Source organism: Actinomycetospora rhizophila, from assembly GCF_042657905.1.
GTDB classification, from domain to species: domain Bacteria; phylum Actinomycetota; class Actinomycetes; order Mycobacteriales; family Pseudonocardiaceae; genus Actinomycetospora; species Actinomycetospora rhizophila.
Genome location: NZ_JBHSKG010000002.1, coordinates 292,902 through 317,857, shown reverse-complemented (window position 1 = coordinate 317,857; position 24,956 = coordinate 292,902). Strand labels below are relative to the sequence as shown.

Here is a 24,956-nt window from a genome sequence, read left to right as displayed (position 1 = left end):
CTCGCGCGGAGCGTAGGAACGTCGCGCGACCGGTGGGTGCGGTTTCGGGAAAGTCAGCCCGCGAGCAGGAGCGCCGTCGCCACGGCGGCGAGACCTTCGCCACGTCCGGTGAGCCCCAGCCCGTCGGACGTCGTGCCCGACACCGCCACCGGGCCGCCGAGCGCGTCGGACAGGGCCGCCTGGGCCTCGGCGCGACGCGTTCCGATCTTCGGTGCGTTGCCGATGACCTGCACCGCGGCGTTGCCCAGCACCCACCCCTGCGCGCCGACCAGCCGGCGGACCTCGCCCAGCAGGCGCACCCCCGACGCCCCGGCCCACTCGGGCCGCCCGGTGCCGAAGACCGCGCCCAGGTCCCCGAGGCCGGCGGCGGACAGCACGGCGTCGCACAGGGCGTGCGCGGCGACGTCGCCGTCGGAGTGCCCGGCGCAGCCGTCGACGCCCTCCCACAGCAGGCCGGCGACCCAGCAGGGCACGCCGGGCCGCACGGGGTGCACGTCGGTACCCACGCCGACCCTCACGCCGGGCCCGCCGTCACGAGCGCCTCCGCCATGGCCAGGTCGAGCGGGGTCGTCACCTTGAACGCCCGCGGGTCGCCGGGCACCGTCACGACGGTCACCCCGAGATCCTCGGCGAGCCCGGCGTCGTCGGTCGCCGCGACCGGTCCGCCGGCCGCGCGCAGCGTCCGGGCGCGCTCGTGCGCGGCCCGCAGCGTCGCGGGGGCGAAGCCCTGGGGGGTCTGGACGGCGGCGAGACCGCTGCGGTCGACGGTGGCGGTGACGACGCCGGCCTCCCCGGTGCGCTTGAGGGTGTCGGCGACGGGGGTCGTCGGGACGACGGCGAGATGGCCCGCGCGGACCGCGTCGATCACCGCGCGCACCACCTCGGGCGGGCAGAGGCACCGGGCGGCGTCGTGCACCAGCACCACGTCGGCGTCGCCGGGCAGCACGTCGAGCGCCGCCCCGACCGAGCCGACACGGTCGTCGGCTCCGGTCACCACGACGGCCCGGCGCGACCCGAGGGCCGCGCGCATCGCGTCCTCGCCGCCGGGCGGGGCGGCCACCACGACGGCGTCCACCCCACCCGCGACGAGGCCGTCGACGGCCCGCGCCACCAGCGCGAGCCCGCCGACGACCGCGAGCGCCTTGGGCCGGCCGAGGCCGAGCCGCTCACCACGTCCCGCCGCGGGCACGATCGCCGCGACGGTCACCGCGTCACCGCGGTCATCGTGCGCGGTTCAGGACGCGAGGACCTGGTCCAGCAACGACTCGGCGGCCACCTCGTCGGTGCCCTCCGCGAGCGCCAGCTCACTGACCAGTATCTGCCGCGCCTTCGCCAGCATCCGCTTCTCACCCGCGGACAGGCCGCGGTCCTTCTCGCGGCGCCAGAGGTCGCGGACGACCTCGGCCACCTTGTTCACGTCGCCCGACGCGAGCTTCTCGAGGTTCGCCTTGTACCGGCGCGACCAGTTGGTCGGCTCTTCGGTGTGCGGTGCACGCAGCACCTCGAACACCCGGTCCAGCCCCTCCTGGCCCACCACGTCGCGGACGCCGACGATCTCGGCGTTGTCCGCGGGGACCCGGACGGTCAGGTCGCCCTGGGCAACCTTGAGGACGAGGTACTTCTTCTCCTCGCCCTTGATCGTCCGGGTTTCGATGGCCTCGATGAGTGCGGCACCGTGGTGCGGGTAGACGACGGTCTCGCCGACCTTGAAAACCATGTGTCCCGAGCCCCTTTCGCTCCTCCCAGATTAACACGCCCGGCGCACGGGCATCGCAGGGGATTGCGCCGTCTTCGCAGGTCAGGGACTTGACAACTCGCCATGCGCCGTGCTCGCCCCGGTGACGGGCGCGCCCGGACGGCCGGGAGACGGCCGCGGTACTAGGGTGTCGCTGCCGCTGGAGCACCAACCCCCACCCGAGAGGACGCTCGGACCATGAGCCGCCGCCCGCGCGGGCCCCGCCCCGGGATCGTCGCCGCGACCCTGCTGACCGCGGCTCTCGCCCTCGCGGGCTGCAGCGCCGGAGCCGTCACCCAGACCGACACCATCGTCTCCCAGGCCGACGGCGCCCGGGGCCAGGTCGGACCGGTCTCCATGGAGGACGTATCGATCGAGCCCGGTCCCGCCGGTGCCGTGCCCCCGGGCGCCGAGGCCACGATCCGCGGCTCGATCATCAACGACGGCCCGACCACCGACCGCCTCGTCGCCGTGTCGACCCCCTACGCGCAGAACGTCCGGCCCGAGGGCGCCCTGGTGATCCCGGCCAACAACGCCGTGCGGCTCGTCGGCGACGAGCCCGGTCCCGTCGGCCCCGCGGACGCCGCGCTCGGCCTCGGCGCCACCGCCCGGCTCACGCTCACCGGTGTCACCCAGCAGCTGCGCCAGGGCCCGACCTACCCGGTCACCTTCACCTTCGAGCGCGCCGGCACGGTGACGGTGCCGGTCATCGTCTCCGGCCTCGGCCCGCCCGCGGGCTGAACCCACGACGGTCAGGCGGGGATCTGACTGCTCGGGAGCAACGGTAGCTGGGACAACAGCTCGTCGGAGTCGGCCAGGGTCGGGGTCGTCATCAGGAACCCGTAGGGCACGCGGCCGTAGACGGCGGACGTGGCGACGCCGGGGTCCGTGGAGCGGGCATGGAGCGTGCCCTGGGGCACGCCGTCGACGTCCCAGCGGTCGATCCCGTCCAGACTCTTCCCCTTCTGGATCTGGTTCGCCTGCCACCGCTGCGTGTCGGCCACGGTGGCCCACTGGAAGTAGACGACCTTCGCGCCCGGGGCCACCTCCGGGTGGGGACACTCGACGGCCGCCGAGGCGGTCTGGCCGGCTGCGACGGCGACGGGCCGGCAGGCCGAGTCCGGACGCTGGATCTCCGGGAAGGCCACGGCGAGAGTCGCCACGCCCGATTCCGCGCCCGGCGGCTCGGGCGCCTGCTCGAACGGCGGCGCCGCCGTCGTCCGCGGCGCTGCCGCGGACGATGCGGGCGGCGGGGCGTTCGCGCTGTTGACCCCGATGGCGATGCCGATCACCGCCAGCACGGTCGTCGCGGCGCCACCCACGAGGGTCCACCGCGTCCGGCGACCCGGGCGGCGGGCAGGTCCGGCGGGCGGCGGCGGTGCCGACGGTGCCCGGGAGCCGCCCGACCGGAGATGCGGCGACCGACCGAGCGGGGTCGACGGCGATCCCCGCCGCGGATGCGGAATCTGCACGGCGGGCGGAGATTCCGGGCGGCGGGGCTGCGGTCGAGGCGCCGACGTGGCGACGGTTGCCGGGGGCGGTGTGCCACCGGCCCGGCCGACGGGGATCAGGGCCGGGCGGTCGGAGGCGCCGGGCGGGGGCGCCGGGGGGAGCCACGCCCAGTGCAGAGCCCCGATCTCGGGGGGCGGCAGTCGCTGTGCCGGGTCGACCGGGCGGGGCTCCTCCCAGTAGACGGGGCGGATGAAGCCCTCGCGACCGAGGCGCAGGGCGAACTCCCATTCGCGGCGGACCTGCGGCGACCGCATCGCGTTCCGCGACCAGAAGAGCTGGAAGACGTCCGCCCGCGCGATCAGCTCGTCCAGCCGGCTCTCCCAACGTTCCCCGCTGCGCAGCGCCTGGCTGTCGATCACGTAGCGATCCCCGGTCACCGCGACGGTGCTGGCGACCGCCCGCACGATCGCGACGTCCCGTCGTGAGTAGGAGGCGAAGATCTCCCGGTACCAGCGCGCCGAGACGGGCTCCGGGGAATCGGCGAGGGCGGCGGATCCCGAGACCGACACCGTGAAGGTGACCTCGCTCACGAGCACGACGCCCAGGAACACCCGAAGGCCTCCCGACAGCCTCCGCCCGTCGCGCTCGCCCGGGACGCGGAGCCGGAAGGGGAGCCGGTGGACGGGCTCCTCCCACGCGAGCCACGCGCGGGGCGGGTTGACCACCCCGCCCTCCAGCCACGGCTCGACGACCAGGGTGCTGCCCCGGGCGAGCGGAAGAGCGGTGTCCGCGACGACGGGGCCGAAGACGCCCTCCTCGTCGGCCAGGAAACGATCGGCCTGCTCCCGGACCATCGCCAACGGGTCGAGCCGCCGCCCGGTGTCCGTCTCGGTCGTCGGCTCGCAGCGGTGGACGAAGGCGAGCAGCGTGTACCACCGCTCCGGCCGGATGCGTGTCGGGCGGTAGACGGTCACCTGGACGTCGTCGTCGAGCACCGGCGACGAGGGCAGGGCCGGATCGGCGGCATCGTCGTGGACGGACGGAGAGCCTGCCTCTACCGACCCGACCTCCGACCCGACCTCGCCCACCGCGGCCGCCGCCCCGAGGACGACCGTCATCTCGGTGTCGGGGTCGACGGAGACAGGGCGACCGATGAGCTCCGAGAAGAGCGACGCCGAGCCCGGTTCCCGACTCCACCTCCCGACCAGGAGCACCTCGGCGACCGCCCGGAGCTCCGTCCCCGCGTCGCGCAGCGCCTGGTGCACGGCCTCGGTCGACGAGGCAGCCGCGGCCGTCACGCGCCGGTGCCGGTGCGGCGAGAAGGTGCTCGGAGGTCCCGCGAGCTCGGGTCCGGCCCGTTCGGTCCGGAGCACGGAGGCCTCGACGCCCTGCTCGTCGAGAAGGACCACGAGGACGTACACGCCGACGGGGAGCGGGTCACGGCCCCGCAGAGCTGCGACCGGGGCCGGGACGAGCCGCACCGACGTCACGCCGGCGTCGCGGGCGATCGAGCCCAGGTGCGCCAGCGCGGAGGAGGGGCAGGCGGCGGGATGCGCGAGCACCAGCTCGTCGGGAGGCTCGCCCTCGCGTTCGACGACCGAGGCCAGGACCTCGTCGAGCAGAGCACGCACGCGCTCGGCCGTCGTGGGCCCGCCGCCGTCCCCCTCGGAGCTCGTCGGCCGGTCGAGATCGGCCAGGTGGAGAGGCGAGGGAGCGCGGGCGGGCGCGTGCGTCGACATCGGCAGGCGGTCGCCGCCGAGCGGCACGACGGTGACGACACCCCCACGTTCGACGGCGGCCGTGACCGTCGCGACGCCGATGTCGATCGCCAGGGTGTAGGACCCCGGCCCGGCCGTGGTCCGCGCCCCCTCGCCAGGGCACCCCGAACTCGCCGCCCGACGATTCGGTACGCCGGGCGACCGCGAGCCAGCTCGGACCTCATCGCCGGACAAGGAGCTTCCCCCCGTGATGCACGTACAGTAACGATGCGCCCGCCGAACTTCCCTGTGGTACCGCCACGCGTGCTACCCAGCGTGCGCAATATTCGGCCAGTTGACGGCACGGCGTGACCGTTCGCCGGATGTCGCCGCACCGCCACCGTTGTCGGGGGTCCGTCCTACGGTGCGCTCGTGCCGTCACGCGCCCGCGCCAGCCGCTTCGAATGCACCGCCTGCGGCCACCTCGCCGCCAAGTGGGTCGGCCGCTGCCCCGACTGCGGGGGCTGGGGCACCGTCGAGGAGGCCCCGCCGCTGCCCGCCGCGGGGTCCGCCGGGCGGCCCGGCCTGTCGCCGGCCCCGGCGGTCCGCCCGAGCAGTCCCGTGCGCCAGATCGGCGAGGTCGGCCTCGAGACGGCCACGGCGCGGCCGACGGGCGTCTCCGAGCTCGACCGGGTGCTCGGCGGCGGGCTCGTCCCCGGCGTGGTCGTCCTGCTCGCGGGCGAGCCCGGGGTGGGCAAGTCCACACTGCTGCTCGAGGTCGCGGCCCGGCGGGCTCGCGACGGCGCCACCGTGCTGTACGTCACGGGCGAGGAGTCGGCGGGCCAGGTCCGGCTGCGCGCCGAGCGCACCGGGGGCATCGCGCCCCACCTGTTCCTGTCCGCCACCGGCGACCTCGAGGAGGTCGCCGCGCACGTCGAGGCCGTCGACCCCGAGCTGCTCGTCGTCGACTCCGTGCAGACCGTCGGCACCGCGACCGTCGACGGGACGCCGGGCGGGGTGTCGCAGGTGCGCACGGTCACGACGGCGCTGGTCGCCCTGGCCAAGCAGCGCGACCTGCCCGTGGTGCTCATCGGCCACGTCACCAAGGACGGGGCGGTCGCCGGCCCGCGCACGCTCGAGCACCTCGTCGACGTGGTGCTGTCCTTCGAGGGCGAGCGCCACTCCCCGCTGCGCCTGGTGCGCGGGCTGAAGAACCGCTTCGGCGCCACCGACGAGGTCGGCTGCTTCGAGATGAACGACTCGGGCATCGCCGAGGTCACCGACCCGTCGGGGCTGTTCACCGCCGGCCTCGAGCGCACGGTCGCGGGCCAGGCGGTCACCGTGGCGATGGAGGGCAAGCGGCCGATGATGGCCGAGGTCCAGGCGCTCGTGGCCCGGCGCGTGAGCGACACCCCGCCGCGCCGCGTCGTGTCCGACCTGGACAGCGGCCGGGTGGCCAAGATCCTCGCCGTCCTGCAGGAACGGTGCCGGCTGCCCCTGCACGACAAGGACGTCTTCGTGGCGACCGTCGGGGGGATGAAGCTGCGCGAGCCGTCCGCGGACCTCGCCGTGGCCGTCGCCGTCGCCTCGGCCTTCCACGGCGAGGCGGTGCGCTCCGGGCTCGTCGCGATCGGCGAGGTGGGCCTGGGCGGCGAGATCCGCCGGGTGGTCGCCCTCGAGCGCCGCCTCGCCGAGGCCGCGCGGCTCGGCATCAGCCGCGCGATCGTGCCGCCCGGCGAGGTCCGCACACCGAAGGGGCTCACCGCGGCCCCGGTGGACGACCTGCGTGGTGCGCTGATGCGCACCAGCCTGGGCGGCGTGAACGAGGACTTCAGCCCTCGAGGGTGAACGGCGCCGGGTCGCTGATGATCCCGTCGAGGCGGGCGAGCAGCTGGTAGGAGCCCGGCGGCACGGTCGTGCGCTCGCCGACGCAGCCCGGCTGCGACGTGCGCCCCGACCAGGTCACCGAGAACACCGCCTCCTCGCCCGGGGCGAGGGTCCGGACGTCGGTGGTGTCGCCGGGCGAGCAGTCGTTGCTGCCCCAGAGCCCGTCGCCGACCTTGCGCACGACGGCGACGGCCTGCTTGGCGGCGTCGAGGTCGCGCACGCACGGGGCGTCGCCGGTGTTCGTCACCACGAGGCTCAGCACCGGCTTGCGGCCGGGCGCGTAGCTCGGGGCGTCGGTGCGCGCGGTGACACGGATGTCGCCGTCGGCGCAGGGACCCGGCGCCGGTTCGGCGGCCCGCTCCGGCGGCGGCGCCTCGGTGGTCGCCGGCGTGCTCGGCGCGGGCGTCGTCGTGGGCGTCTCCAGCAGGGGGCCGGACGAGCCCGTCGGCACACCGGGCGGGAGGAAGCCGCGGAAGTTCCCGCCGCCCGGCGGGACGAGCAGCGCGTCGCCGGGCGCCGGGGTGCCCACGAGCCCGGGCGCGTCCCCGGGCGGGAGCACCGAGGGCAGGGCGGCGGCGATGGGTCCCGGGGCGGCGTCGGGGGTGCCCTCCGGTGCCACGTCGGGCGGGACGTCGGTGTCGGTGGTCTCGGTGGTCTCGCTGCTCTGCATCGCCGCCGCGCGGGCGCGCGCCTCCACCGTCGCCGGGTCGGGCTCACCGCCCGACAGGCCGGCCAGTCCCCAGACGAAGCTGCCGAGCACCAGGACGGCGACCGCGAGCGCGACGGAGCGACGCCGCCAGTAGACCGACGGCGCGAGCGGTCCGACCGGCTCCCACACGTCACGGAAAGTAGGGTCGACCTCGCGCAGCGCGACCGTTCGGCACGCGGTGACCCGTCCGTTTCACCCGACGGTGGCGACGGCGGGGGCCCGGGGCAGGATCGGCGGTCGATGGGCACCACCACGTCCGCCGCGTCCCACGCCGCCGCACCCACCGCAGGCGGGACCGCGCTCGCCGACGTCCTCGTCCCCTGGTTCCGCGCGCACGCCCGCGACCTGCCGTGGCGACGCCCGGGGACGACGCCGTGGGGCGTGCTCGTCTCCGAGATCATGTTGCAGCAGACCCCGGTGGCGCGGGTGGAGGAGCCGTGGCGGGCGTGGCTCGAGCGCTGGCCGCGCCCCTCGGCGATGGCCGCCGCGCCCGCGTCGGACGTGCTGCGCGCGTGGGGGAAGCTCGGCTACCCGCGCCGCGCGCTGCGCCTGCACGCGGCCGCCCAGGCGATCGCCACCGACCACGGCGACGTCGTGCCCGCCGACGTCGAGACCCTCGAGTCGCTGCCGGGGATCGGGACCTACACCGCCCGCGCGGTGGCGGCGTTCGCCCACGGGCAGCGCGTGCCGGTGGTCGACACCAACGTGCGGCGCGTCGTCGCCCGGGCGGTGCACGGGGCCGCCGAATCGGGCGCCGCGGCCGCGCGGGATCTCGCCGACGTCGAGGTGCTGCTGCCCGAGGACGAGGCCGACGCGGCGACGATGTCGGCGGCGCTGATGGAGCTCGGCGCCACCGTGTGCGTCGCCCGCGGACCGCGCTGCGCCGACTGCCCGGTCCTCGACCGCTGCGCGTGGCAGCGCCGCGGGCGCCCCGCCTGGGACGGACCGGTGCGCAAGGCGCAGACGTGGGCGGGGACCGACCGCCAGGTGCGCGGGCGCCTGCTCGACGTGCTGCGCGGGGCGCCGGGCCCGGTCGTCGCCGAGGCCCTCGAGGCGGCCTGGCGGACCGACCCCGGCCAGCGCGCCCGCTGCCTGGACTCGCTGCTCGTCGACGGCCTCGTCGAGCAGCTCGCGGACGGCCGTTTCGCGCTGCCCGGCGAGGCGGGCGACGTAGGCTGACGGCATGGCCGTCGTGAAGATCAACGCCATCCACATCCCCGAGGGCAGCGGCCCCGAGCTCGAGAAGCGCTTCGCCGCGCGGGGCGAGTCGATCAAGGACACGCCCGGCTTCCTCGGCTACGAGCTGCTGCGCCCCACCGCCGGCGACACCCGCTACTTCGTCTACACGAAGTGGGAGTCGGAAGAGGCCTTCGCCGCCTGGCGCGACGGGGGTGCCGCGGCCGCCGCCCACGCCGGCGAGCGCAAGCAGCCCGTGTCGTCGGGGGCCGACCTGCTGGAGTTCGAGGTGGTCCTGCGCGTCGACGGCGCGGACTCCTGACCGCACCCGAGACCGACCGCGTCGCCGGGGCGGCCCAGCTCCTCGGCGACGCGTCGGCGCTCCTGATCTGCGCGGGCGCGGGGATGGGCGTCGACTCGGGCCTTCCCGACTTCCGCGGGCCGGAGGGCTTCTGGCGCGCCTACCCGCCCTACCGCCGGCTCGGGCTGCGCTTCGAGGAGATCGCCGACCCCGAGCACTTCGACGACGACCCCGAGCTCGCGTGGGGCTTCTACGGCCACCGGCTGGCGCTCTACCGCCGCACCGACCCGCACGCGGGGCACACGGTGCTGCGGCGGTGGGCCGACCGGTGGCCGGCGCGCGTCTTCACCTCCAACGTCGACGGGGCGTTCCAGCGCGCGGGCTTCGCCGACGAGACCGTCACCGAGTGCCACGGCGCCATCGGCACGCTGCAGTGCACGGCGCCCTGCCACGAGGGCACCTGGTCGGCCGACGGCGTCGACGTCGCGGTCGACGAGGACACGATGCGCGCCCGCCCGCCGCTGCCGTCGTGCCCGCGGTGCGGACGGGTCGCGCGCCCGAACATCCTCATGTTCGGCGACGGCGCCTGGGTGCCCGGGCACCACGAGGCCAAGGAGACCGCCCACCGGACCTGGCTGCGCGGCCTCGACGCGCGCCGGCTGGTCGTCGTCGAGCTCGGTGCGGGCACCGCGGTGCCGACCGTGCGCCGCCACGCCGAGCTCGCCGCGGCGGCGTCGGGCGCGCTGGTCCGGATCAACGTCCGCGAGCCCGGGATCCGGCACGGCCGCGGGATCGCGCTCGCCTCGGGCGCCCGCGCGACGCTCGAGGCGATCGACGCGGCCCTCGCTGGGTGATCGACGGGGACTTCGCGCGCGTAGAAGCAGCGAACGCCACGTTCGCTGCGACCTAGACGCCGGTGAGCCCCGCCAGGCGCAGGCCCCGGGCGGCGGCGACGCGTTCGGCCTCGTCGTCGAGGCGCGCCCGGACGTCGGGGGCCAGCGGCACGACGGGCGCGACGTCCACCGTCAGCTTCTTCCCCGACGCCTTCGGCCGCCAGGTGCCGACGATCTCGCCGTCCGCCAGCAGCGCCCCCGGGTTCCCGATGATCTTGTACAGGTCCTTGCGGAGCGCCTCGTCGGGCGCGAGGAGCGGGCGGTCGCGGGCCTGGAGCATCGGGTCCAACGGCGGCAGGAGGCGCACGACGTCGGGGTCGGGCGCGCGCAGCGCGGCGTCGAGGTCGTCGGCGGGCAGCCACGCCGGGCGGACATCCCGGGTCGAGCTCCGCTGCGCTCCGTCTCCCGCCTCGACCGCCACCTCGACCAGGCCGGGCAGCGCCGCCTCCCACGCCGGGGCGAACGCCGTCGTGGACGTCCCGACGAAGTCGGCGACCTCGCGCGGCCCGGCCGGTCCGAGGACGCGCAGGTAGTCGAGGACCAGCCGGGCCGCGCGCGCCGGGTCGCCCTCGACCGGCCGCTCCCACCCGGCCGGCGGGGGCGTGAGCAGCAGCGTGCGCCCCGTCGGGTCGAGGCCCACGCCGACCGGGAACGCCGAGAGCCGGAAGAGCTGCTCGTTGACGTGGACCGTCCCGCAGCCGCGGCAGTCGCGGAGCAGGGCGTCGGGCAGCAGCTTCGTGACCCCGGTGCTCGCCGCGCCCTTGGTCATCGGCTCGGTGACGACCTCGACCAGCGCGTCCGCCGCCCGGTCGACGGCCTCGCGCGCCGGGATGCCGACGCGCCGCTGCTCGGGGCCGCTCCAGTTCAGGCGCGCGGCCGCGTCGGCGTCGCCGAAGGGGTGCGCGGCGGCGGCGATCGCGTTCCGCTCGGCGGGCGGGTGGTGGTGCGGCGCGCCGCGGTGGGTCCAGCCGTCGACGAGGCCGAGGGCGAGCGGGTCGGTGTCGCCGTCGGTGCGCGCGGCGAGCGCGAGCCGCGCCGTCGGCCCGGAGTCCTGGAGGCCGAGCGAGAACAGCGGGTCCAGGGCCCGGTCGCGGTGCAGGCCCTGCGCGGCGATCCGGTGGGCCATGACCTGCTCGCGGGTCAGCGTCTCGACCATGCGCGCCAGCTTCCCGCACCGTGACTGACACCCACGGTCAGGTTCCGGGGAAGAATGGCGTCGTGAGCTCGGTGCGCGCGGTGCCCGTCACCACGGACATGGACGGCGAGGAGCTGTCGGCCGACGACGCCTGGCACACCGCGCGCCGCGTCGGGCTGGTGACCCTGCTGCGCGACGCCCTCCTGCGCTTCCGCTACGGCGACGGCTTCAGCCACGCCCGGGGCTTCGCGCTCCAGCTGGCGCTGGCGATCGTCCCGCTCGTCATCGCGGGCAGCGGGCTCGCGACGGCCATCGGCGCGGAGTCGGTCTCGCAGGTCGTCGCGCGGACGGTGGTGGCGGTGTCGCCGGGGGCGGGCGACCAGCTGCTCGCCGACGTCGTCGCCCGCGGCCCGGCGGAGCTGCCCGAGGAGGACGGCGAGCCGGAGGACTCGCGCAGCGAGAACGTCGGTGAGCTCGCGGTGGCGCTGGGTCTCACGACGGCGTTCCTCGCCATGACGAGCGCCATCGCCCAGCTCGAGCGCGGCACCAACCGCATCTACGGCACCGAGCGCGACCGCCCGTTCCTCCGCAAGTACACGCGCGCCGCGCTGCTGACGCTGACCGCGGGCACGGCGCTCGGCGTCGGCCTCGTGCTGATCATCGCGGGCGGTCCGCTCGGGGACGCCGTCGAGGACGTCTACCGGTGGGGCGACGTCGCCGAGACGGTCTTCGACGTCCTGCGCTGGCCCGTGGGGCTCGGCGCGCTGGTGGTCGCGGTGACCGTGCTCTTCCGGCACTCCCCGCGGCGCCACCAGCCGGGCCTGTCGTGGCTCGCGCTCGGCGCCGGGCTGACCGTGCTGCTCTGGCTCACCGCGTCAGGCGCCGTGGCCCTCTACGTCGCGGTCTCCGGCGACTTCAGCGACACCTACGGCCCGCTCGCCGGGATCATGGCGCTGCTGCTCTGGGCCACCGTCACCGGCGTGGCGCTGCTGCTCGGCGTCGCGGTCGCCGCCCAGCTCGAGGCGGCACGGGCCGGGATGGGCGACCCGCTGCTGCGCGACGAGGACGCCGACGGCATCCCGGACGAACTGCAACCGGCTGAACCCGTCGGGCCGGACGGGGGACGTGCCTGACAGGGTCTGTCAGCCATGGGGTACATCTGACCTGTGCGCGCCAGCCGCCTGCTCTCCGTCCTCCTGCTGCTGCAGAGCCGCGGGCGCCTGACCGCGCGCGAGCTGGCCGACGAGCTCGAGGTCTCGATCCGCACGATCTACCGCGACATGGACGCGCTCTCCGCGTCCGGGGTGCCCGTCTACGCCGACCGCGGCCCCGACGGCGGCTACTCGCTGCTGGAGGGCTACCGCACCCACCTCACGGGCATGACCGCCGACGAGGCCGACGCGCTGGCGCTGTCCGGGATGCCCGAGGCCGCCGCCGAGCTCGGTCTCGGCCGGGTGCTGGCGGCCGCCCAGCTCAAGGTCCAGGCGGCCCTGCCCGGCGAGCTCTCCGACCGCGCCGGGCGGATCGCCGAGCGCTTCCACCTCGACGCGCCCGGCTGGTTCCGCGAGGCCGACCACGTCCCCACCCTCACCGGCGTCGCCGACGCCGTGTGGAACCAGCGGCTGCTGCGCGTGCGCTACCGCCGCTGGGCCACGGGCGGGCGCGAGCCGGAGGTGGAGCGCGAGCTCGCCCCGCTCGGTCTCGTGCTGAAGGCCGGCACCTGGTACCTGGTCGCCGTGCCGAGCGGCGAGTCCGGCGCGGCGGGGACACGAAGCGGAGCGGGAGCTGGACCATTGACACAGCCGCGCACCTACCGCGTCGCGCGCATCCTCGAGCTCGAGACCCTCGACGTGCGCTTCGACCGCCCCGAGGGCTTCGACCTCTGGAAGTACTGGCACCAGCGCACCCAGGAGCTCACCGAGGCGCTCTACCAGGCCGAGGCCACCGTGCGGTTCTCCCCGCGCGCGCTCGAGCTCGCCCCGGTGATCCTGCGCCCGCACACCGCCCGCGCGCTCGCCGAGGGCACCTGGCCGACCGAGGACGACGGCTGGGTCCGCGCCGTGATCCCGATCGAGTCGATCGCGCACGCCCGCTCCGAGCTGCTCGCGCTCGGCGCCGAGGTCGAGGTGCTCGGCCCGCCCGCGCTGCGCGAGCAGATGGCCGAGACCGCCCGCACGCTGGCGTCGCTCTACCCGGTCTGACGCTCCTCCTGGCCCTCACGACGCCGCGCCCGCCACGCCGACGCCTCCGCGACGACGTGCCGCAGGCCCCGGTCGGCGCGGGTGAGCGGGAGCCGCTCGAAGCGCAGCGCCTCGTACGGGCGGGACGCCGCCCCGAAGTAGGCCTTGAAGCGCTCCGGGGCCGAGCCGGGGTCGGACTCGCCCATGTGGAACCAGTGCACGCCCTCGGACGCGGCGTCGGCGAACGAGCGGGTGTGCAGGACGTAGGTCGCGAGCGTCTCGCGGGCCAGCGCGTCGTCCATCGCGGACAGCCAGCCCAGCGCGTGCTGCCCGTGCTGGAGGACGACGTTGACCGCGACCGGCCGGCCCTCGTGGAACGCCGACCACACGATGCACCGCTCCCCCAGCGCGGCCGCCACCGCGGCGACCTGGCCCGGGCGGTCCTGCGCCGCGGCCACGCGGTGCGCGAGCCACAGCGGCTGCCCGCGCTGGGCGGCCCAGCGGTCCACCTGCTGGCCGTAGAGCTCGGCGAACGCCCGGACGCCGACGCCGTCGGGGTCGTCGCCGCGCTCGCGACGGACGTCGAGGGCGAAGCGCTCGGCCTTGCGGACGGAGTTGCGGACCTGGCGCTTGAACACCTTCTCCCAGAGGTGGTCGTAGCCCGGGGACAGGTCGACGACCTGGGCGGTGTAGGGCACGCGGATCGCGCCCGCCGGTGCCGCCGCGGCCCAGGCGTCGCCGGCGAGCGAGGTCGGGACGACGCCGGTGCGCACCACCGGGCGGCGGGCGAGGTCGGCGAGCACGACGCGGCAGTCGTCGGCGGTGACCCCGCCCTCGGCGACCAGGCCGCCGTAGCCCCAGCCGTACGGGAACGACTCCTCGGCCACCCGGACCCCGGCCACGGTCCGCGCGACCAGCGGCAGCACGCCCCGGCGCCCGCCCGGCAGGTCGTAGAGCCGGCTCGCGTCGGTCCGTCCGGTCCGGGCGCACAGGCAGTCGAGCCACGCGGGGGTCTGGGTGGCGACCGCCAGCGGGTCGGCCTCCAGGACCCGGTGCCACTCGGTGTGGGGGACGTTCACGCGGCGACCTCCTCGGCGGGCGCACGGCGGGTCAGGCGGGCGAGCAGGTCGCGGGCGCGGGCGACGTCCTGGGCGGGCACGACGCCCCACCGCACGGCGAGCACCGCGTAGCCGACCAGCCCCAGGGCGATCAGCGGCAGGTCCAGCCCGGCACCGGCCACGGCCGCGGCGGCGAGCAGGCCGGCGAGGACGGCGACCGCGGCGCTCCAGCGGACGACGACGCCGGCGCGGACACGGCCGGGGCGGTGGTGGCGCAGGTACACCGAGGCGAGGGCGAGGACGCCGACCCACGCGCCGACGGCGAACCCGGCGGCGGCGCCCATCGCGCCGTGCCCCGGGACCAGGACGATCATCGTCGCGACCTCGGCGACGGCGGCGAGCGGGATGCGCGCCGCGGCGGACCCGGCGAACCCGCGGGCGAACAGGGCCTTGAGCAGCATGTCGCCGACGATCAGGCCCAGCGCGCCGATCGCGACGACGCGCGTCGGGCCGACGGCGGCCGCGTACTCGGCGGGGAACAGCCGCCCGACCAGGGTCTCCGGGGTCACGACGAGCACGAGCACGACGGGCGTCAGGGCCAGCGGGACCCAGCGGAACGCGGTGACGAACCACCCGTGCGCCTCGGCGGCACCGCGGGAGCGGGCGATGAACGGGAACACGGCCTCGGACAGCGCGCTGCCGGCCAGGAACGGCGCCTTGGCCAGGATCGCGGCCACCTGATAGATGCCGACCGCGGTGAAGGTGACCCCGTGGCCGTGGCCGAGCGCCCCCAGCAGCAGCACGTCGAGGGTGCCGATGAGGCCGAAGCCGGTGGTGCCGGCGGCCATCGGGGCGGCGGCCGCGAACGAGCGCCACCCGGCGACCGCCCCGCGCAGGCTCGGCAGCCGGTCGCGCAACGTCCACCACGCCCAGCCCGCGGCCCCCGCCGCGCCGAGCAGCAGCGCCCAGCCGACGCCCAGCGCGCCGGAGCCGAGCAGCGCGACGATCCCGACGCCGAGCACGACCTTGAGGACCACCTCGACGATGCGGGCGGTGCCCACGGCGGTGAACCGCTGGGCGCCCTGCAGCCCGCCGACGAGCACCTGGCCGAGCGCGAGCAGCACGATCGTGCCCGCGACGAGCAGCGTCAGGCCGGCGCCGACGCCGGGCAGGATCGCCCCGGTCGTCAGCTGGACGGCGGCGAACCCGCCGGCGAGGGCGAGCCCGAGGCCGACGTTGCCGACGAGCGCGCCGCGGAAGGCGGTGTCGGTCCCCGCATCGGTCTCCGTGTCCGTCTCACGGGCCTGCGCGACGGTGCGCGCCAGTGCCCACGGGAAGCCGGCGGCGAGCACCGAGGTCGCGAGGAGCAGCACGGTCAGCAGCACGCTCACCACGCCGAACTCGGCGGTGGGGAGCAGCCACGCCAGGGCGAGCCCGAACCCGTAGTTGAGCGGGGCCGTGAGCACGATGCCGATCATCAGGACGGCGGTCCCGGTGGCGGCGGACTGGTGTCCCCGAAGCGATCGCATCCTGGTTCGCCCTCCCCGTTCGCTGGTGGTACCAGCGTCGTTCCCGGGGCGTCGGGCGAGGAGGGAGCCGACCCCCGGGCGGCGGGGGCTGTCCCTACTCCTGCACGGGGTTCGGGGATCCGGTCGGTGACGTCGGGCAGCCCGCTGGCGACCTCGCGGAACACCGCGAGCTGCGCCTCGGCGAGCCGGTCCCAGTCGTAGCCGCGGGCGAACGCGCGTCCGCGGGCGCCCATCGCGGCCAGGCGCTCCGTGTCGCCCGCGGCGTCGACCAGGCACGCGGCGAGGGCGTCGACGTCGAACGGGGGCACCGTCCACCCGACCTCGGGCGGCACGACCTCGCGCAGGCACGGGATGTCGAACGCCACGACCGGGGTGCCGGTCGCGAGCGCCTCGACGGCCACCATCCCGAACGTCTCGTGCCGCGACGGGACGACGACGAGCCGGGCGCCGGCCAGCAGCGCGGCCTTCTCGGGGCCGTCGCGCCAGCCGAGGAAGCGCACCCCGCGCACGCCGAGCTCCTCGGCGAACCGCCGCACCCGCGGCTCCTCGGGGCCGCCGCCGGCGATCAGCAGCTCCCCGCCGACCCGGTCGCCCACCCGCTGCCACGCCCGCAGCAGCAGGTCGAGGCCCTTGCCCTCGAGCTCGAGCCGCCCGAGGAACACGACGTCGCGGCCCACGGTGGTCGGGGCCTCGAGCAGGGCGGCGTCGACGCCGTTGCCGACGACGTCGACCCGCGCGGCCGGGTTGAGCCCGCGCAGCTTCTCGGCGGTGCCCTCCGAGACGGCGACGAGCCGGTGGTGGCGGCGCACCCCCGCGCGCTCCACGAGGTGGAGCGGCAGCCTGTACTGGCGCGCCTTGTCGCGGGCGTGCAGCCACTGGACGACGCCGACCGTCGGGCGCCCGGTCCAGCGCGGCGCGCCCATGGTGGAGAACGGCGCGAAGAAGTCCTCGACGACGACGTCGGCACCGGCCCGGTGGCGGCGCACGGCACCCGGCAGCCCGAGCACGTAGCCGGCGAGGCGGCTCAGCCGGTTGCTGCCCGTCCACGGTCCGACCGGGACGTAGCGCACGCCGTCGACCACGGCGTCGGTCGCGCCGGGGAACCGGGTGGTGAGCACCGTGACGCGGTGGCCGGCCGCGGCGAGCCTGCGGTCGATCTCGTGGGTGCGCCGCGACCCGCCGCCCGCGCCGGGCATGCCGGGGTGCTCGAAGCCGAGGTGGAGGATCCTCACGAGCCACTCCCCGCGATCACGCGCCCGTAGGCCTCGGGGTCGACACCCGAGCCGGGCGTGAACAGGTCGTCCTCGAACGCCAGGTAGAACGCCTCGAGGCCGCACTCGCGGGCGTAGCGGGCGCCCTGGACCATCTGGTCGGCCTCGCTGTCGGAGAACGCCGAGCCGCCGGTGGTCGGTCCGGGCGGGCCGGGGTTCTCGGCGACGACCCCGAGCCCCGCCGACCGGGCCAGCGCGATCGTCCAGCGCTGCGCGGCGCCGCGCTCGAGCCCCGCCGCGGTCAGGCTCTCGGGGGTGTCGCCGGGCCGGCAGGTGTCCTGCGGCGGGTCGGCGGCGCGGGCGCGCGTCGCGGTGTCGTCGTCGAGCCCGGTGTAGTCGACGACGACGCGCGCCGGCGGGGTGAGCGCGCGCGAGCGGGCATCGAGGTCGGCGAGGACGCCGAACTGCTGGGGGTAGTCGAGACCCCGGCCCAGGGCGCCGTCCGGGTCGGCGCGCCCGTCGAGACGCCCGGCGATGGCGTCCTCCCTGTCGGCGGGGAGCACCCCGCGCCCCGCCAGCGGCACCTGGAGGTCGCCGGTGAAGCCGACCGCGCGCCACGTCTCGGCGAGCCAGACGACGCTGCCGACCAGGGCGGCGGTGTACCAGTCGTACCAGCCGGCGACCTGCTCCGGGCTCACCGGCGAGCCCTGCCAGACCGGCACCGCGGGCAGCCAGCCGGGCATCGGCGTCGGGAACACGCCCTCGGCGAGCCCCGGGCCGCCCTGCGCCGCGTCGTCGAACGCCCAGAACGAGGGGCCCTCGGCGCGATTCGCGGGCGCCGGGTACCCCAGCTCCCCGACCAGGCGGACCGCGGCCACCCCGTCGAAGCCGACGCCCTCGGCGATCTCGCGCAGGTAGCCCGCGGCCGCGTCCCGGGCGGCGGCACCGAACACCAGGTTCGCCTCGCCCTGCGACGACGTCGTCCCGTACTGGTCGACGTAGCCGGCGCCGGGCAGGTCCAGGACCCAGGCCGGCGGGTTGTGCACCCCGGCGCCGAGCACCACGCGCATCCCCGCGCCGGTGCAGGTCGCGATGCGCTGCCGGACGCCGGCGAGGTAGTCACGGTCGACGACGTCCCGGGCGGGCTGGGCCTCCGCCCACTGCATCTCGGTCATCACGGTGGTGACGCCCGCCCGGCGCAGGGCCGCGACGCGCTCGGGGTCGCACGACGACCCGAGCACGCCGAACGCCGGGACGCCGCCGGCCGCCCGTGCCCCGGACTGCTCGCCGGAGGCGCAGGCCGCGAGGACGAAGGTCAGCGTCGCGACCAGGGTGACGACACAGCTCCGGGACACCGGCTCACCCGCTCTCGGAGACCGGTGGCACGTCCTGCCCGGCGGCGACCGCGGCGTCGAGGCGCTCGCGGTCCACCCGCCAGACCACGGTGTCGCCGTTGGAGGGGCCGGTGGCGACGAACACCGGCTCGGCGTTCTGCTCCAGCCACGTGAGCACCTGCGGGGCGGCGTCGCCGTAGCCCTGCTGCAGCGGGCGCTGCGAGGTCAGGACGTACTGCGCGTCGTTGTCGCGCAGCGCGGTGAGGCTCGGCCAGTCGCCCCAGTTCGGGCGGGGCAGGAACGCGAGCTGGGCGACGGGGCCCGTGAGCCCCACCTTGGCGTCCGGCGGCAGCGTGTCCAGGTACGCGCGCGCCTGCGGGAAGCCGTCGTCGACGGTGAGGCGCGCGGAGACACCGAGCACGAGCGTGGCCGCGACGAACACCGCCCCCGCGACGGCCAGGGGCCGGCGCAGCGGGGGCCGGCGGTCGCGGAGCTCGGCGATCGCCGTCGCGCACACCACGACCGAGACGACGACCGTGTAGTAGCCGAACTGCTCCTCGAGCGCCCCGGCCGACGCCGCGTACACCCCGAAGAGGCCGGTCGAGACCCCGATCAGCCCCATCAGGCGGCGGCCGGTCGGCTTGGCGAACACCGTGCCGAGCCCGGCGAACAGGCACAGGCCCAGCAGCACGTAGCTCGTGCCGAAGCGCGAGAGCTCCGCGATCAACCGGTCGACCAGGCTGACGTTGCTCGCGTGGAAGCCGGTCATCTGGTCGATGCCGAGCATCCGGCGCACACCGCTGAGCTTCTGGAAGGTGAAGTCGCCGAGCATCCCGTTCGCGGCGATCACCGCGATGTAGACCAGGTAGGGCACCGCCGCGCCGAGCGCGATGCGCCCGACCTGCACGGCGGCCAGGGTCCGGCGCCAGAAGATCGCGAGGACGAGCGGCACCACGATCTGGAAGGCCGTCATGTCCTTGGTCGCCAGCGCGCACCCGAAGACGACGCCGACCCCGACCTCGCGCCAGTGCCGGGTCCGCTCGCTCGCCGGGTTCGTGAGCACCCCGAGCAGGAGCAGCCAGGCGAGGAGGGTCCACATCGTCGCGGGCGTCTCGAGCATGACGCGGCTGTCGCTGCGCAGGACGAACGGGTCGAATGCCAGCACCGCCGCCCCGCCGAGCGCGATCGGCAGCGGGGTGACCTTGCGCAGCAGGCGGAAGGCCAGCACCACCGTGATCGCGCCGAGGATCGCGGTGAGCCAGCGCAGCCCGTAGACGAGATCCATCACCGGCAGCGAGCCGAGACCGAAGACGTTGATGAACACGGCGTCGAGCAGGAACGAGCCGACCGGGTGGAGGAAGAACGGGCTGTTCTCGAACGTCGGGAGGTGCCCGTCGGCGACCGACGCGCCGATCTGCGCGTAGAGCAGCTCGTCGACGAACAGGTCGTTGGCGCGCCCGAGGCCGACCGCCCGGAAGACGAAGGCGACGACCCCGATGGCCGCGGTGAGCGGCCACGCCCGGCCGACGGTCAGCGCGCCGAGCTTCTCGCGCGCCGCGAGCGGGACCAGCATCGTGCCCGTGGCGGGCGGGGCGCCGGCGGCGGGGCGCGCGGGCGTCCGGCTCGTGTCCCGGCCCTTGTCCGCCTCGCTCCCGTCGCCCCTCGCGGGCCACCGGGGCCGCCAGCCCCGGCTCTTGCCCTTGTCCTTGCCGGTGTCGCCGAGCGGCGGGGGTGGCGTGCCGGGCGCCAGCGGCGTCACGCGGGAGCCACCGGGGGCCGCCGGACGCTGCGGGGCGGGCTGCTGGCGGTCGGGCTGCCGGCGGTCGGGCTGCTGGTGGGGCTGGGCGCCGGGGTGCCTCGGCGGCTGTCCCGCCGGGCGTCCGGGCACCGGCCCCTGCGGGCGTCCCGGCGGCGGGCCCGCCGGACCGGGGCGCCCGGCGCCGGCCGGTCCCGGGGGTCCGAGGCGCCCGGGCGGCGTGCGGTGGCCGTCGCGCACGCCCCCACCTCCCCCTCGCGACGCTCGGTGCGATGACGCCACGGACCGTGACGATGGCCGCGCCGGCTCGTGATCCGTCACTCTAAAGCCTGATTCCTGATCACGGACAGTCCCGATTTCGCTCACGCCGCGACGCCGACGCTCGCGGCGGGCCCGGCGAGAAGGTCGCGCTTCTCGGCGAGCCGGTACGAGGCCTCGGTGACCCCGAGCCGCGCGAGGACCGCGGCGGCGTCCGTCTCGTCGCAGCCGGTGAGCAGGACCGCCACCTCGCCGCCCTCGACGTGGACCTGGTCGGTGCTGCGCAGCGCCGCGGCGAGCGCGCGGGCGTCGAGCCCGGCGGGGCGGCGGAAACGGGCGACGGTGGCCAGGTCGGAGCGGGCGGGACGGGCGTCGGCGAGCAGCGCGCCGGCGAGCAGGTCGGCGCTGCGCTCCCAGGTGAAGGCGCCCGCCCACTCGCGGCAGGCGTCCTCGCGGACGCGCGCGCGGGCGTCGTCGGCGAGCTCGCGGAGCACCTCGGTGATCGCCGCGCCCATCGCGGTGACGTCCGGGACGAGGCGGCCGGTGCGGCCGTCGACGACGGAGTCGCGGATGCCGGGGACGTCGACGGCGACGCACGGCACGCCCTGCGCGGCGGCCTCGATGACCGTGCAGCCCCAGCCCTCGGCGTCGCTGGTGGAGGTGGTGACCCACGCGCGGGAGATGATCGCGTCGCGGACGGCGTCGGGCGCGAAGCCGTGCAGGGTGACCGTCCCGGCGAGCCCGAGCTCGTCGACGAGGGCCTCCAGGCGCGGGCGCTCCGGACCGTCGCCGACGATGTCGACCCGCAGGCCGGGGACCGCGCGGGCGACCTCGGCGACCTGGCCGAGCAGCGCGTCGATGCGCTTGTGGGGCACCAGCCGGCTGACCACCGCGACGGTCGGCGCGGTGGCGCGCTCCGCCCGCGGCGCGGGCAGCGGCGCGCTGCCGTTGGGGACGATCGCGACGGGGCCGCGGAAGCCGAGGCGGCGGCGCAGCTCCCGGCGCGTCGACGGGGAGACCGCGGCGACGGTGCGCTCGCCGTAGACGCGGCGCGCGGCCCGCCCCTCGAGGAACCGGCCCAGCGCGGCGAGCGGGGCCGGGAAGCGGGTGGCGAACTGGTCCTGGTGGACGTGGTGCAGCACCTGCAGGACGGGCAGGTCGCCGGCGACCAGCGGGGAGAAGAAGGGGATGCCGTTCTGGCAGTCGACGATCGCGTCGAAGCGGCTGCGGGTGCGGGCCAGGCGGGCGAGCACGCGGGGGTAGAGGGTCAGCTCGCCGCCGCAGCGGACGATCTCGATGCCGTCGACGACCTCGCGGCGCGACAGGCCCTCGGGGCGGGCGGCGTACCAGGTGACCCGCACGCCCGCGGCCACCCAGCGGCGCGCGATCTCGTGCATGTACTGCTCGGCGCCGCCGGCCTGCGGGTGGCGGACGTCGCGCCAGTTGAGCACCAGCACGTGGCGGCCGACCAGCCGCGCGACCTGTCCGTCGGCCGGCACCGGCGCCTCGCGGCGGGCGCGACGCTCGGCGGCGAGGTCGATGATCTGCGTGGCGCTCATGGTGTGCTCCTCGGGCCGTTCTCCTGCTGCTGGTGACGACCTTGCTCCGCGCGCGCCGGAGATCGGATGGTGCGGACCCGCCGCCGCCCGGGGCGGACCCGCTTTCCGGGGTGGGGTTCTCCCCCCATGGCCTCCGGCCACGTGAGCGATGTGGGTCGCTCCGGCGACCCACATCGCTCACGTGCGCGGCATCAGGCGGCGTGCAGCTGCAGGACGGCGAGGAAGCTCGGGATGCCGTCGCGCACCGGGTGGAAGGTGGAGCGGGCGTCGTCGGTCCAGGTCACCGAGACCTCGACGATGTCGCCGCCGGCCTGGCGCACCCGGCGCAGGAGCTCGACGTCGAAGGCGAAGTTGGTGACCCGGCACTCCTCGAGCGCGCGGACGACCAGCTCGCGGGCGAAGAACTTGAAGCCGCACTGCGAGTCGTGCACGCCGGGGACCAGCGACCGGCTCAGCGCCCGGAAGGCGGCGCCGCCGAGGCGGCGACCGAGCGGCTGCGGCTCGGCGAACGCGGCGCCCGGGGCGTGGCGGGAGGCGATGACGGCGCTCGCGCCGAGCTGGAGGTGGTGCATCGCCGCAGTCAGCGTCTCGACGGGCGTGCTCAGGTCGGCGTCCATGAACCCGACGAACGTCGACGTGCTCGTCGACAGGCCGCGGGCGACGGCGGCCCCCTTGCCCCGGATCGAGCAGCCGATGACGTCGATCTCCACGACGCCGGCCCAGCGGGCGGCCGCGCGGCGGGCGACCTCGGCCGTGTCGTCCACGCTGCCGTTGTCGACGACCACGATCCGCACGTCCCACGGCTGGCGCGCGAGGAACGCGGCGGTCGCCTCGAGCGTGCGGGGCAGCCGCTCGGCCTCGTTGTACGCGGGGATGACGATCTCGAGGTCGGCGGCCCGGCGGGTGGCGGTGACGGCGTTCACGGCGGGCTCCTGGGGGTGTGCCGCCCGGGTGGGCGGCGTCCGTTCTGGCAGGAACCAGAGTCGTGAGTGATCGCCCGCGAGCCATTGGTGCGGACCCGCCGACCGTCGGTGGGGACCCGCCTCCCGGGGTGGGGTGTTCCCCCGTCCGGCGGGTGGGGCTCAGCGCTGCAGGCGGTTCCGGAGCGCGAGCAGACGCGCGCGGGTGGAGTCGGAGAGGCGGTCGACGGCCTTCCGGCGCAGGTCGGCGACGGCCTCCGTGGCCGCGCGCTGCACCCCGCCGAGGACCGGGGTGGGGTACACCCGCACCCGGACCTGCTCGCGGACCCCGCTGGCGAGGTCGGCCTTGTAGGACTCGTTCTCGCCGAGCAGGTCGAGCTCGCGGACCCCGGGCTGGGCGAAGGCGTGGTCGATCAGCCGCTTGGTGATCATCATCCCGGGCCCGAGCTTGGCGTGCTCGTCGTCCATGCCCAGCTTGAGGAAGTGCAGGGTGGGTCCCTGCTGCAGGCAGTAGCCGAACGCGATCGCGCGCCCGTCGAGGCGCAGGAACGCCAGGCGCAGGACGCCGGCGTCCGCGGCCCACCGCGCCGCCCGCGTGTAGAAGGCGACGCGGGCGGGGCTGGAGGCGATCGCCGTCCCCGCGGCGAGCTTCCAGTCGCGGGCCTCGAGGCGCAGACCGTCCCGGAGCAGCTCGTCGAGGTCGTCGTCCCCGCTGTCGTTCCTGCCGTCGGACACGTCGAACGAGACCTCGCCGGCCTCGTCGAGCCGCTTGGCGAGGCGCTTCAGGCCGTGGCGGCGGTTCTTCGACAGCCGCCGCAGGAAGTCGGCGGGGTCGCCCGACGTGTCGACCCAGGGCGACGAGCAGCGCACGGTCTCGAGCGCCGGGGTGCTCCCGGCGGCGGTGCGCAGGGCGGCGGTCAGCGGGTGGTCGGCGAGGACGGCGTCGAGGTCGACGGTCCCGGCGCGGCGGGCCAGCAGGCGCTGGGCGAGATCGCCCGCGGCGTCGTCGTCGGCGACGACCGGCGCGATCAGCGCGGTCTCGGAGTTCGTGGGCGTGCGCAGGCCCAGCGGACCGGAGATCACGGGCAGCAGGGCGACGAGCGCGCCGTCGCGGTGGACGGTGAGGGCCCGCAGGTGCTCGCGCGCGCCGAAGGCGTCCGCCCAGGCCGTCAGCCACCCGGGGCGCGCGAAGACGGGCGCCCCCGTGGCGAGGGCGAGGGCGTCCCAGGCCTCGAGGAGGTCGGGGTCGAGGCGCTGGATCACCGGGCGCCCGCCGCGTAGTAGACCTCGGGCGTGGCCGGGACGGTGCCGTCACCGAAGAGGGCGTCGACCTGGGTGGCGTACCCGCGGACCAGGCGCTCGCGGTCGGCGGTGCCGTCGGCGAACGAGCGTCTCGTGGCGCCGTGGGCCGCGAGGAAGGCCGGGTCGGTGGCGTGGGTGAGGTCGTACGGGAAGTCGGAGTAGTGGATCACCCGCAGGCCGAGGGCCTCTCCGACGCGCCGGGTGAGCAGGTGGTCGACGTGGCGTCCGACGCCGACCGGGCAGAACACGGTGCGCGCGCCCGCCTCGTCGGCGAGCGCGCGGACGCGCGGGGTGACGGCGTCCACGAGCGCCCCGTCGCCGCCCGACACCCGGCCGAGGGCGATGTCGAACCGATAGGTCGGGTAGCGGTGGACGAGCTCGGGGACGGCCCGGCCCGCCCGGTCGAGGGCGGCGGGGACGTCGCGGCGCCGGAACAGCGCGTCGACCTCGCCGAGGTGCACGGTCCGCGCGCCGAGCCCGTCGAGCACCGCCCGGTCCTCGGCCCGGCGTGCGGCGAACAGCGACGCGGCGTCGTCCGCCCCGCACTGGCGCAGGAAGGTGCGCGCCGCCCGCGTGTGGGGCGGGTCGCCGGCCTCGCTGAAGACGGTGACGACGACCAGCGGGTGCCGGTCGGCGAGGTGCGCCATCAGCCCGCCACAGGAGAGGACGGCGTCGTCGAGGTGCGCGGAGAGGAACAGGAGCGCCTCGCCGGGTGCGACGTCGGCGAGGAACGGCGGCGTCTGACCCCTCACGCCAGCGGATCGTAGACCGGCGTGGTGTGTCAGCGGAGTGCCGTCGCAGACGTTGAGTGTCCGTAACGCCACGCGCTCGATCCGGAGGTCAGGCACTTGTGCACAGGGTTCG

At 76.3% G+C, this 24,956-nt stretch carries 22 protein-coding genes; 7 read left to right on the top strand and 15 right to left on the bottom strand.

Annotated elements, in window-relative coordinates; all coding sequences use genetic code 11:
• Positions 1-53: 53 nt before the first annotated feature.
• The 3 genes from ispF to ACFPK1_RS05345 are packed head-to-tail and all read right to left on the bottom strand — an operon-like array spanning position 54 to position 1,717.
• A complete protein-coding gene (gene ispF / locus ACFPK1_RS05355) occupies positions 54-518 on the bottom strand; it encodes a 2-C-methyl-D-erythritol 2,4-cyclodiphosphate synthase (RefSeq protein ID WP_378019868.1) in 465 nt (154 codons plus the stop codon).
• Positions 515-1,207, bottom strand: coding sequence for a 2-C-methyl-D-erythritol 4-phosphate cytidylyltransferase (ispD, locus tag ACFPK1_RS05350; RefSeq protein WP_378019867.1), 693 nt, complete (start codon positions 1,205-1,207; stop codon positions 515-517). The genes ispF and ispD overlap by 4 nt, the downstream gene beginning before the upstream one ends.
• 27 nt (positions 1,208-1,234) lie before the next feature.
• A complete protein-coding gene (locus ACFPK1_RS05345) occupies positions 1,235-1,717 on the bottom strand; it encodes a CarD family transcriptional regulator (RefSeq protein WP_116707106.1) in 483 nt (160 codons plus the stop codon).
• Positions 1,718-1,933: 216 nt separating this feature from the next.
• Between ACFPK1_RS05345 and ACFPK1_RS05340 the strand changes: the two genes are divergently transcribed.
• On the top strand, positions 1,934-2,476 hold the full coding sequence (locus tag ACFPK1_RS05340; protein ID WP_378019866.1) for a copper chaperone PCu(A)C: 543 nt from the start codon (positions 1,934-1,936) through the stop codon (positions 2,474-2,476).
• Positions 2,477-2,487: 11 nt separating this feature from the next.
• Here ACFPK1_RS05340 and ACFPK1_RS05335 read toward each other — a convergent pair whose 3' ends face one another.
• On the bottom strand, positions 2,488-4,818 hold the full coding sequence (locus ACFPK1_RS05335) for a TIR domain-containing protein (RefSeq protein ID WP_378019865.1): 2,331 nt from the start codon (positions 4,816-4,818) through the stop codon (positions 2,488-2,490).
• Positions 4,819-5,316: 498 nt separating this feature from the next.
• On the opposite strand from ACFPK1_RS05335, the gene radA reads away from it, so the two are divergent.
• Positions 5,317-6,732 carry a DNA repair protein RadA gene (gene radA / locus ACFPK1_RS05330; RefSeq protein WP_378019864.1) on the top strand — a complete coding sequence of 472 codons (1,416 nt, stop codon included), beginning with the start codon at positions 5,317-5,319 and terminating at the stop codon, positions 6,730-6,732.
• On the opposite strand, the gene ACFPK1_RS05325 is transcribed toward radA, so the two are convergent.
• A complete protein-coding gene (locus ACFPK1_RS05325) occupies positions 6,716-7,609 on the bottom strand; it encodes a DUF4232 domain-containing protein (RefSeq protein ID WP_378019863.1) in 894 nt (297 codons plus the stop codon). The genes radA and ACFPK1_RS05325 overlap by 17 nt on opposite strands.
• Before the next feature lie 111 nt (positions 7,610-7,720).
• On the opposite strand from ACFPK1_RS05325, the gene ACFPK1_RS05320 reads away from it, so the two are divergent.
• The 3 genes from ACFPK1_RS05320 (at position 7,721) to ACFPK1_RS05310 (ending at position 9,811) form a co-directional block, all read left to right on the top strand.
• Positions 7,721-8,659 (top strand): HhH-GPD family protein, encoded by a 939-nt coding sequence (locus ACFPK1_RS05320; RefSeq protein WP_378019862.1) that lies wholly within the window; start codon positions 7,721-7,723, stop codon positions 8,657-8,659.
• Positions 8,660-8,663: 4 nt separating this feature from the next.
• A complete protein-coding gene (locus ACFPK1_RS05315) occupies positions 8,664-8,978 on the top strand; it encodes an antibiotic biosynthesis monooxygenase family protein (protein WP_378019861.1) in 315 nt (104 codons plus the stop codon).
• An 83-nt stretch (positions 8,979-9,061) separates the two neighbouring features.
• Positions 9,062-9,811 carry an SIR2 family NAD-dependent protein deacylase gene (locus tag ACFPK1_RS05310; RefSeq protein ID WP_378019860.1) on the top strand — a complete coding sequence of 250 codons (750 nt, stop codon included), beginning with the start codon at positions 9,062-9,064 and terminating at the stop codon, positions 9,809-9,811.
• Positions 9,812-9,863: 52 nt separating this feature from the next.
• Here the strand turns inward: ACFPK1_RS05310 and ACFPK1_RS05305 are convergent, their stop codons facing one another.
• Complete coding sequence (locus ACFPK1_RS05305) at positions 9,864-11,006, bottom strand: DNA glycosylase AlkZ-like family protein (RefSeq protein WP_378019859.1); 1,143 nt, start codon at positions 11,004-11,006, stop codon at positions 9,864-9,866.
• Between the two features lie 62 nt (positions 11,007-11,068).
• On the opposite strand from ACFPK1_RS05305, the gene ACFPK1_RS05300 reads away from it, so the two are divergent.
• Both ACFPK1_RS05300 and ACFPK1_RS05295 read left to right on the top strand, forming a co-directional pair.
• The gene (locus ACFPK1_RS05300) at positions 11,069-12,118 is read left to right on the top strand and encodes a YihY/virulence factor BrkB family protein (RefSeq protein WP_378019858.1); all 1,050 of its coding nucleotides are present in this window, start codon (positions 11,069-11,071) and stop codon (positions 12,116-12,118) included.
• 33 nt (positions 12,119-12,151) lie between these two features.
• Positions 12,152-13,186 (top strand): helix-turn-helix transcriptional regulator, encoded by a 1,035-nt coding sequence (locus ACFPK1_RS05295; RefSeq protein WP_378019857.1) that lies wholly within the window; start codon positions 12,152-12,154, stop codon positions 13,184-13,186.
• On the opposite strand, the gene ACFPK1_RS05290 is transcribed toward ACFPK1_RS05295, so the two are convergent.
• The 9 genes from ACFPK1_RS05290 to ACFPK1_RS05250 form a co-directional block, all read right to left on the bottom strand.
• Positions 13,174-14,244 carry a GNAT family N-acetyltransferase gene (locus ACFPK1_RS05290; RefSeq protein ID WP_378019856.1) on the bottom strand — a complete coding sequence of 357 codons (1,071 nt, stop codon included), beginning with the start codon at positions 14,242-14,244 and terminating at the stop codon, positions 13,174-13,176. The two genes, ACFPK1_RS05295 and ACFPK1_RS05290, sit on opposite strands and share 13 nt — an antisense overlap.
• Positions 14,241-15,701: an oligosaccharide flippase family protein gene (locus tag ACFPK1_RS05285; RefSeq protein ID WP_378019855.1), complete on the bottom strand. Its 1,461-nt coding sequence runs from the start codon at positions 15,699-15,701 to the stop codon at positions 14,241-14,243. The genes ACFPK1_RS05290 and ACFPK1_RS05285 overlap by 4 nt, the downstream gene beginning before the upstream one ends.
• Positions 15,701-16,984 carry a glycosyltransferase family 4 protein gene (locus ACFPK1_RS05280; RefSeq protein WP_378019854.1) on the bottom strand — a complete coding sequence of 428 codons (1,284 nt, stop codon included), beginning with the start codon at positions 16,982-16,984 and terminating at the stop codon, positions 15,701-15,703. The genes ACFPK1_RS05285 and ACFPK1_RS05280 overlap by 1 nt, the downstream gene beginning before the upstream one ends.
• On the bottom strand, positions 16,981-18,318 hold the full coding sequence (locus ACFPK1_RS05275) for a hypothetical protein (protein WP_378019853.1): 1,338 nt from the start codon (positions 18,316-18,318) through the stop codon (positions 16,981-16,983). The genes ACFPK1_RS05280 and ACFPK1_RS05275 overlap by 4 nt, the downstream gene beginning before the upstream one ends.
• A gap of 4 nt (positions 18,319-18,322) precedes the next feature.
• Positions 18,323-20,293 carry an ArnT family glycosyltransferase gene (locus ACFPK1_RS05270; RefSeq protein WP_378019852.1) on the bottom strand — a complete coding sequence of 657 codons (1,971 nt, stop codon included), beginning with the start codon at positions 20,291-20,293 and terminating at the stop codon, positions 18,323-18,325.
• Positions 20,294-20,415: 122 nt separating this feature from the next.
• Positions 20,416-21,870 carry a glycosyltransferase family 4 protein gene (locus ACFPK1_RS05265; RefSeq protein WP_378019851.1) on the bottom strand — a complete coding sequence of 485 codons (1,455 nt, stop codon included), beginning with the start codon at positions 21,868-21,870 and terminating at the stop codon, positions 20,416-20,418.
• Positions 21,871-22,061: 191 nt separating this feature from the next.
• Positions 22,062-22,793: a glycosyltransferase gene (locus ACFPK1_RS05260; RefSeq protein WP_378019850.1), complete on the bottom strand. Its 732-nt coding sequence runs from the start codon at positions 22,791-22,793 to the stop codon at positions 22,062-22,064.
• 159 nt (positions 22,794-22,952) lie between these two features.
• Entirely contained in the window at positions 22,953-24,053 is a 1,101-nt protein-coding gene (locus tag ACFPK1_RS05255) for a GNAT family N-acetyltransferase (RefSeq protein ID WP_378019849.1), read from the bottom strand.
• Positions 24,050-24,844 (bottom strand): PIG-L family deacetylase, encoded by a 795-nt coding sequence (locus tag ACFPK1_RS05250; protein WP_378019848.1) that lies wholly within the window; start codon positions 24,842-24,844, stop codon positions 24,050-24,052. The genes ACFPK1_RS05255 and ACFPK1_RS05250 overlap by 4 nt, the downstream gene beginning before the upstream one ends.
• Positions 24,845-24,956 lie beyond the last annotated feature (112 nt).

Bases quoted from the DNA above. Each gene is read 5' to 3' on its own strand.
- ACFPK1_RS05345 (WP_116707106.1), bottom strand. From the start codon at position 1,717: ATGGTTTTCAAGGTCGGCGAGACCGTCGTCTACCCGCACCACGGTGCC.
- ACFPK1_RS05340 (WP_378019866.1), top strand. From the start codon at position 1,934: ATGAGCCGCCGCCCGCGCGGGCCCCGCCCCGGGATCGTCGCCGCGACC.
- ACFPK1_RS05320 (WP_378019862.1), top strand. From the start codon at position 7,721: ATGGGCACCACCACGTCCGCCGCGTCCCACGCCGCCGCACCCACCGCA.
- ACFPK1_RS05315 (WP_378019861.1), top strand. From the start codon at position 8,664: ATGGCCGTCGTGAAGATCAACGCCATCCACATCCCCGAGGGCAGCGGC.
- ACFPK1_RS05310 (WP_378019860.1), top strand. From the start codon at position 9,062: ATGGGCGTCGACTCGGGCCTTCCCGACTTCCGCGGGCCGGAGGGCTTC.
- ACFPK1_RS05305 (WP_378019859.1), bottom strand. From the start codon at position 11,006: ATGGTCGAGACGCTGACCCGCGAGCAGGTCATGGCCCACCGGATCGCC.
- ACFPK1_RS05285 (WP_378019855.1), bottom strand. From the start codon at position 15,701: ATGATCGGCATCGTGCTCACGGCCCCGCTCAACTACGGGTTCGGGCTC.
- ACFPK1_RS05265 (WP_378019851.1), bottom strand. From the start codon at position 21,870: ATGAGCGCCACGCAGATCATCGACCTCGCCGCCGAGCGTCGCGCCCGC.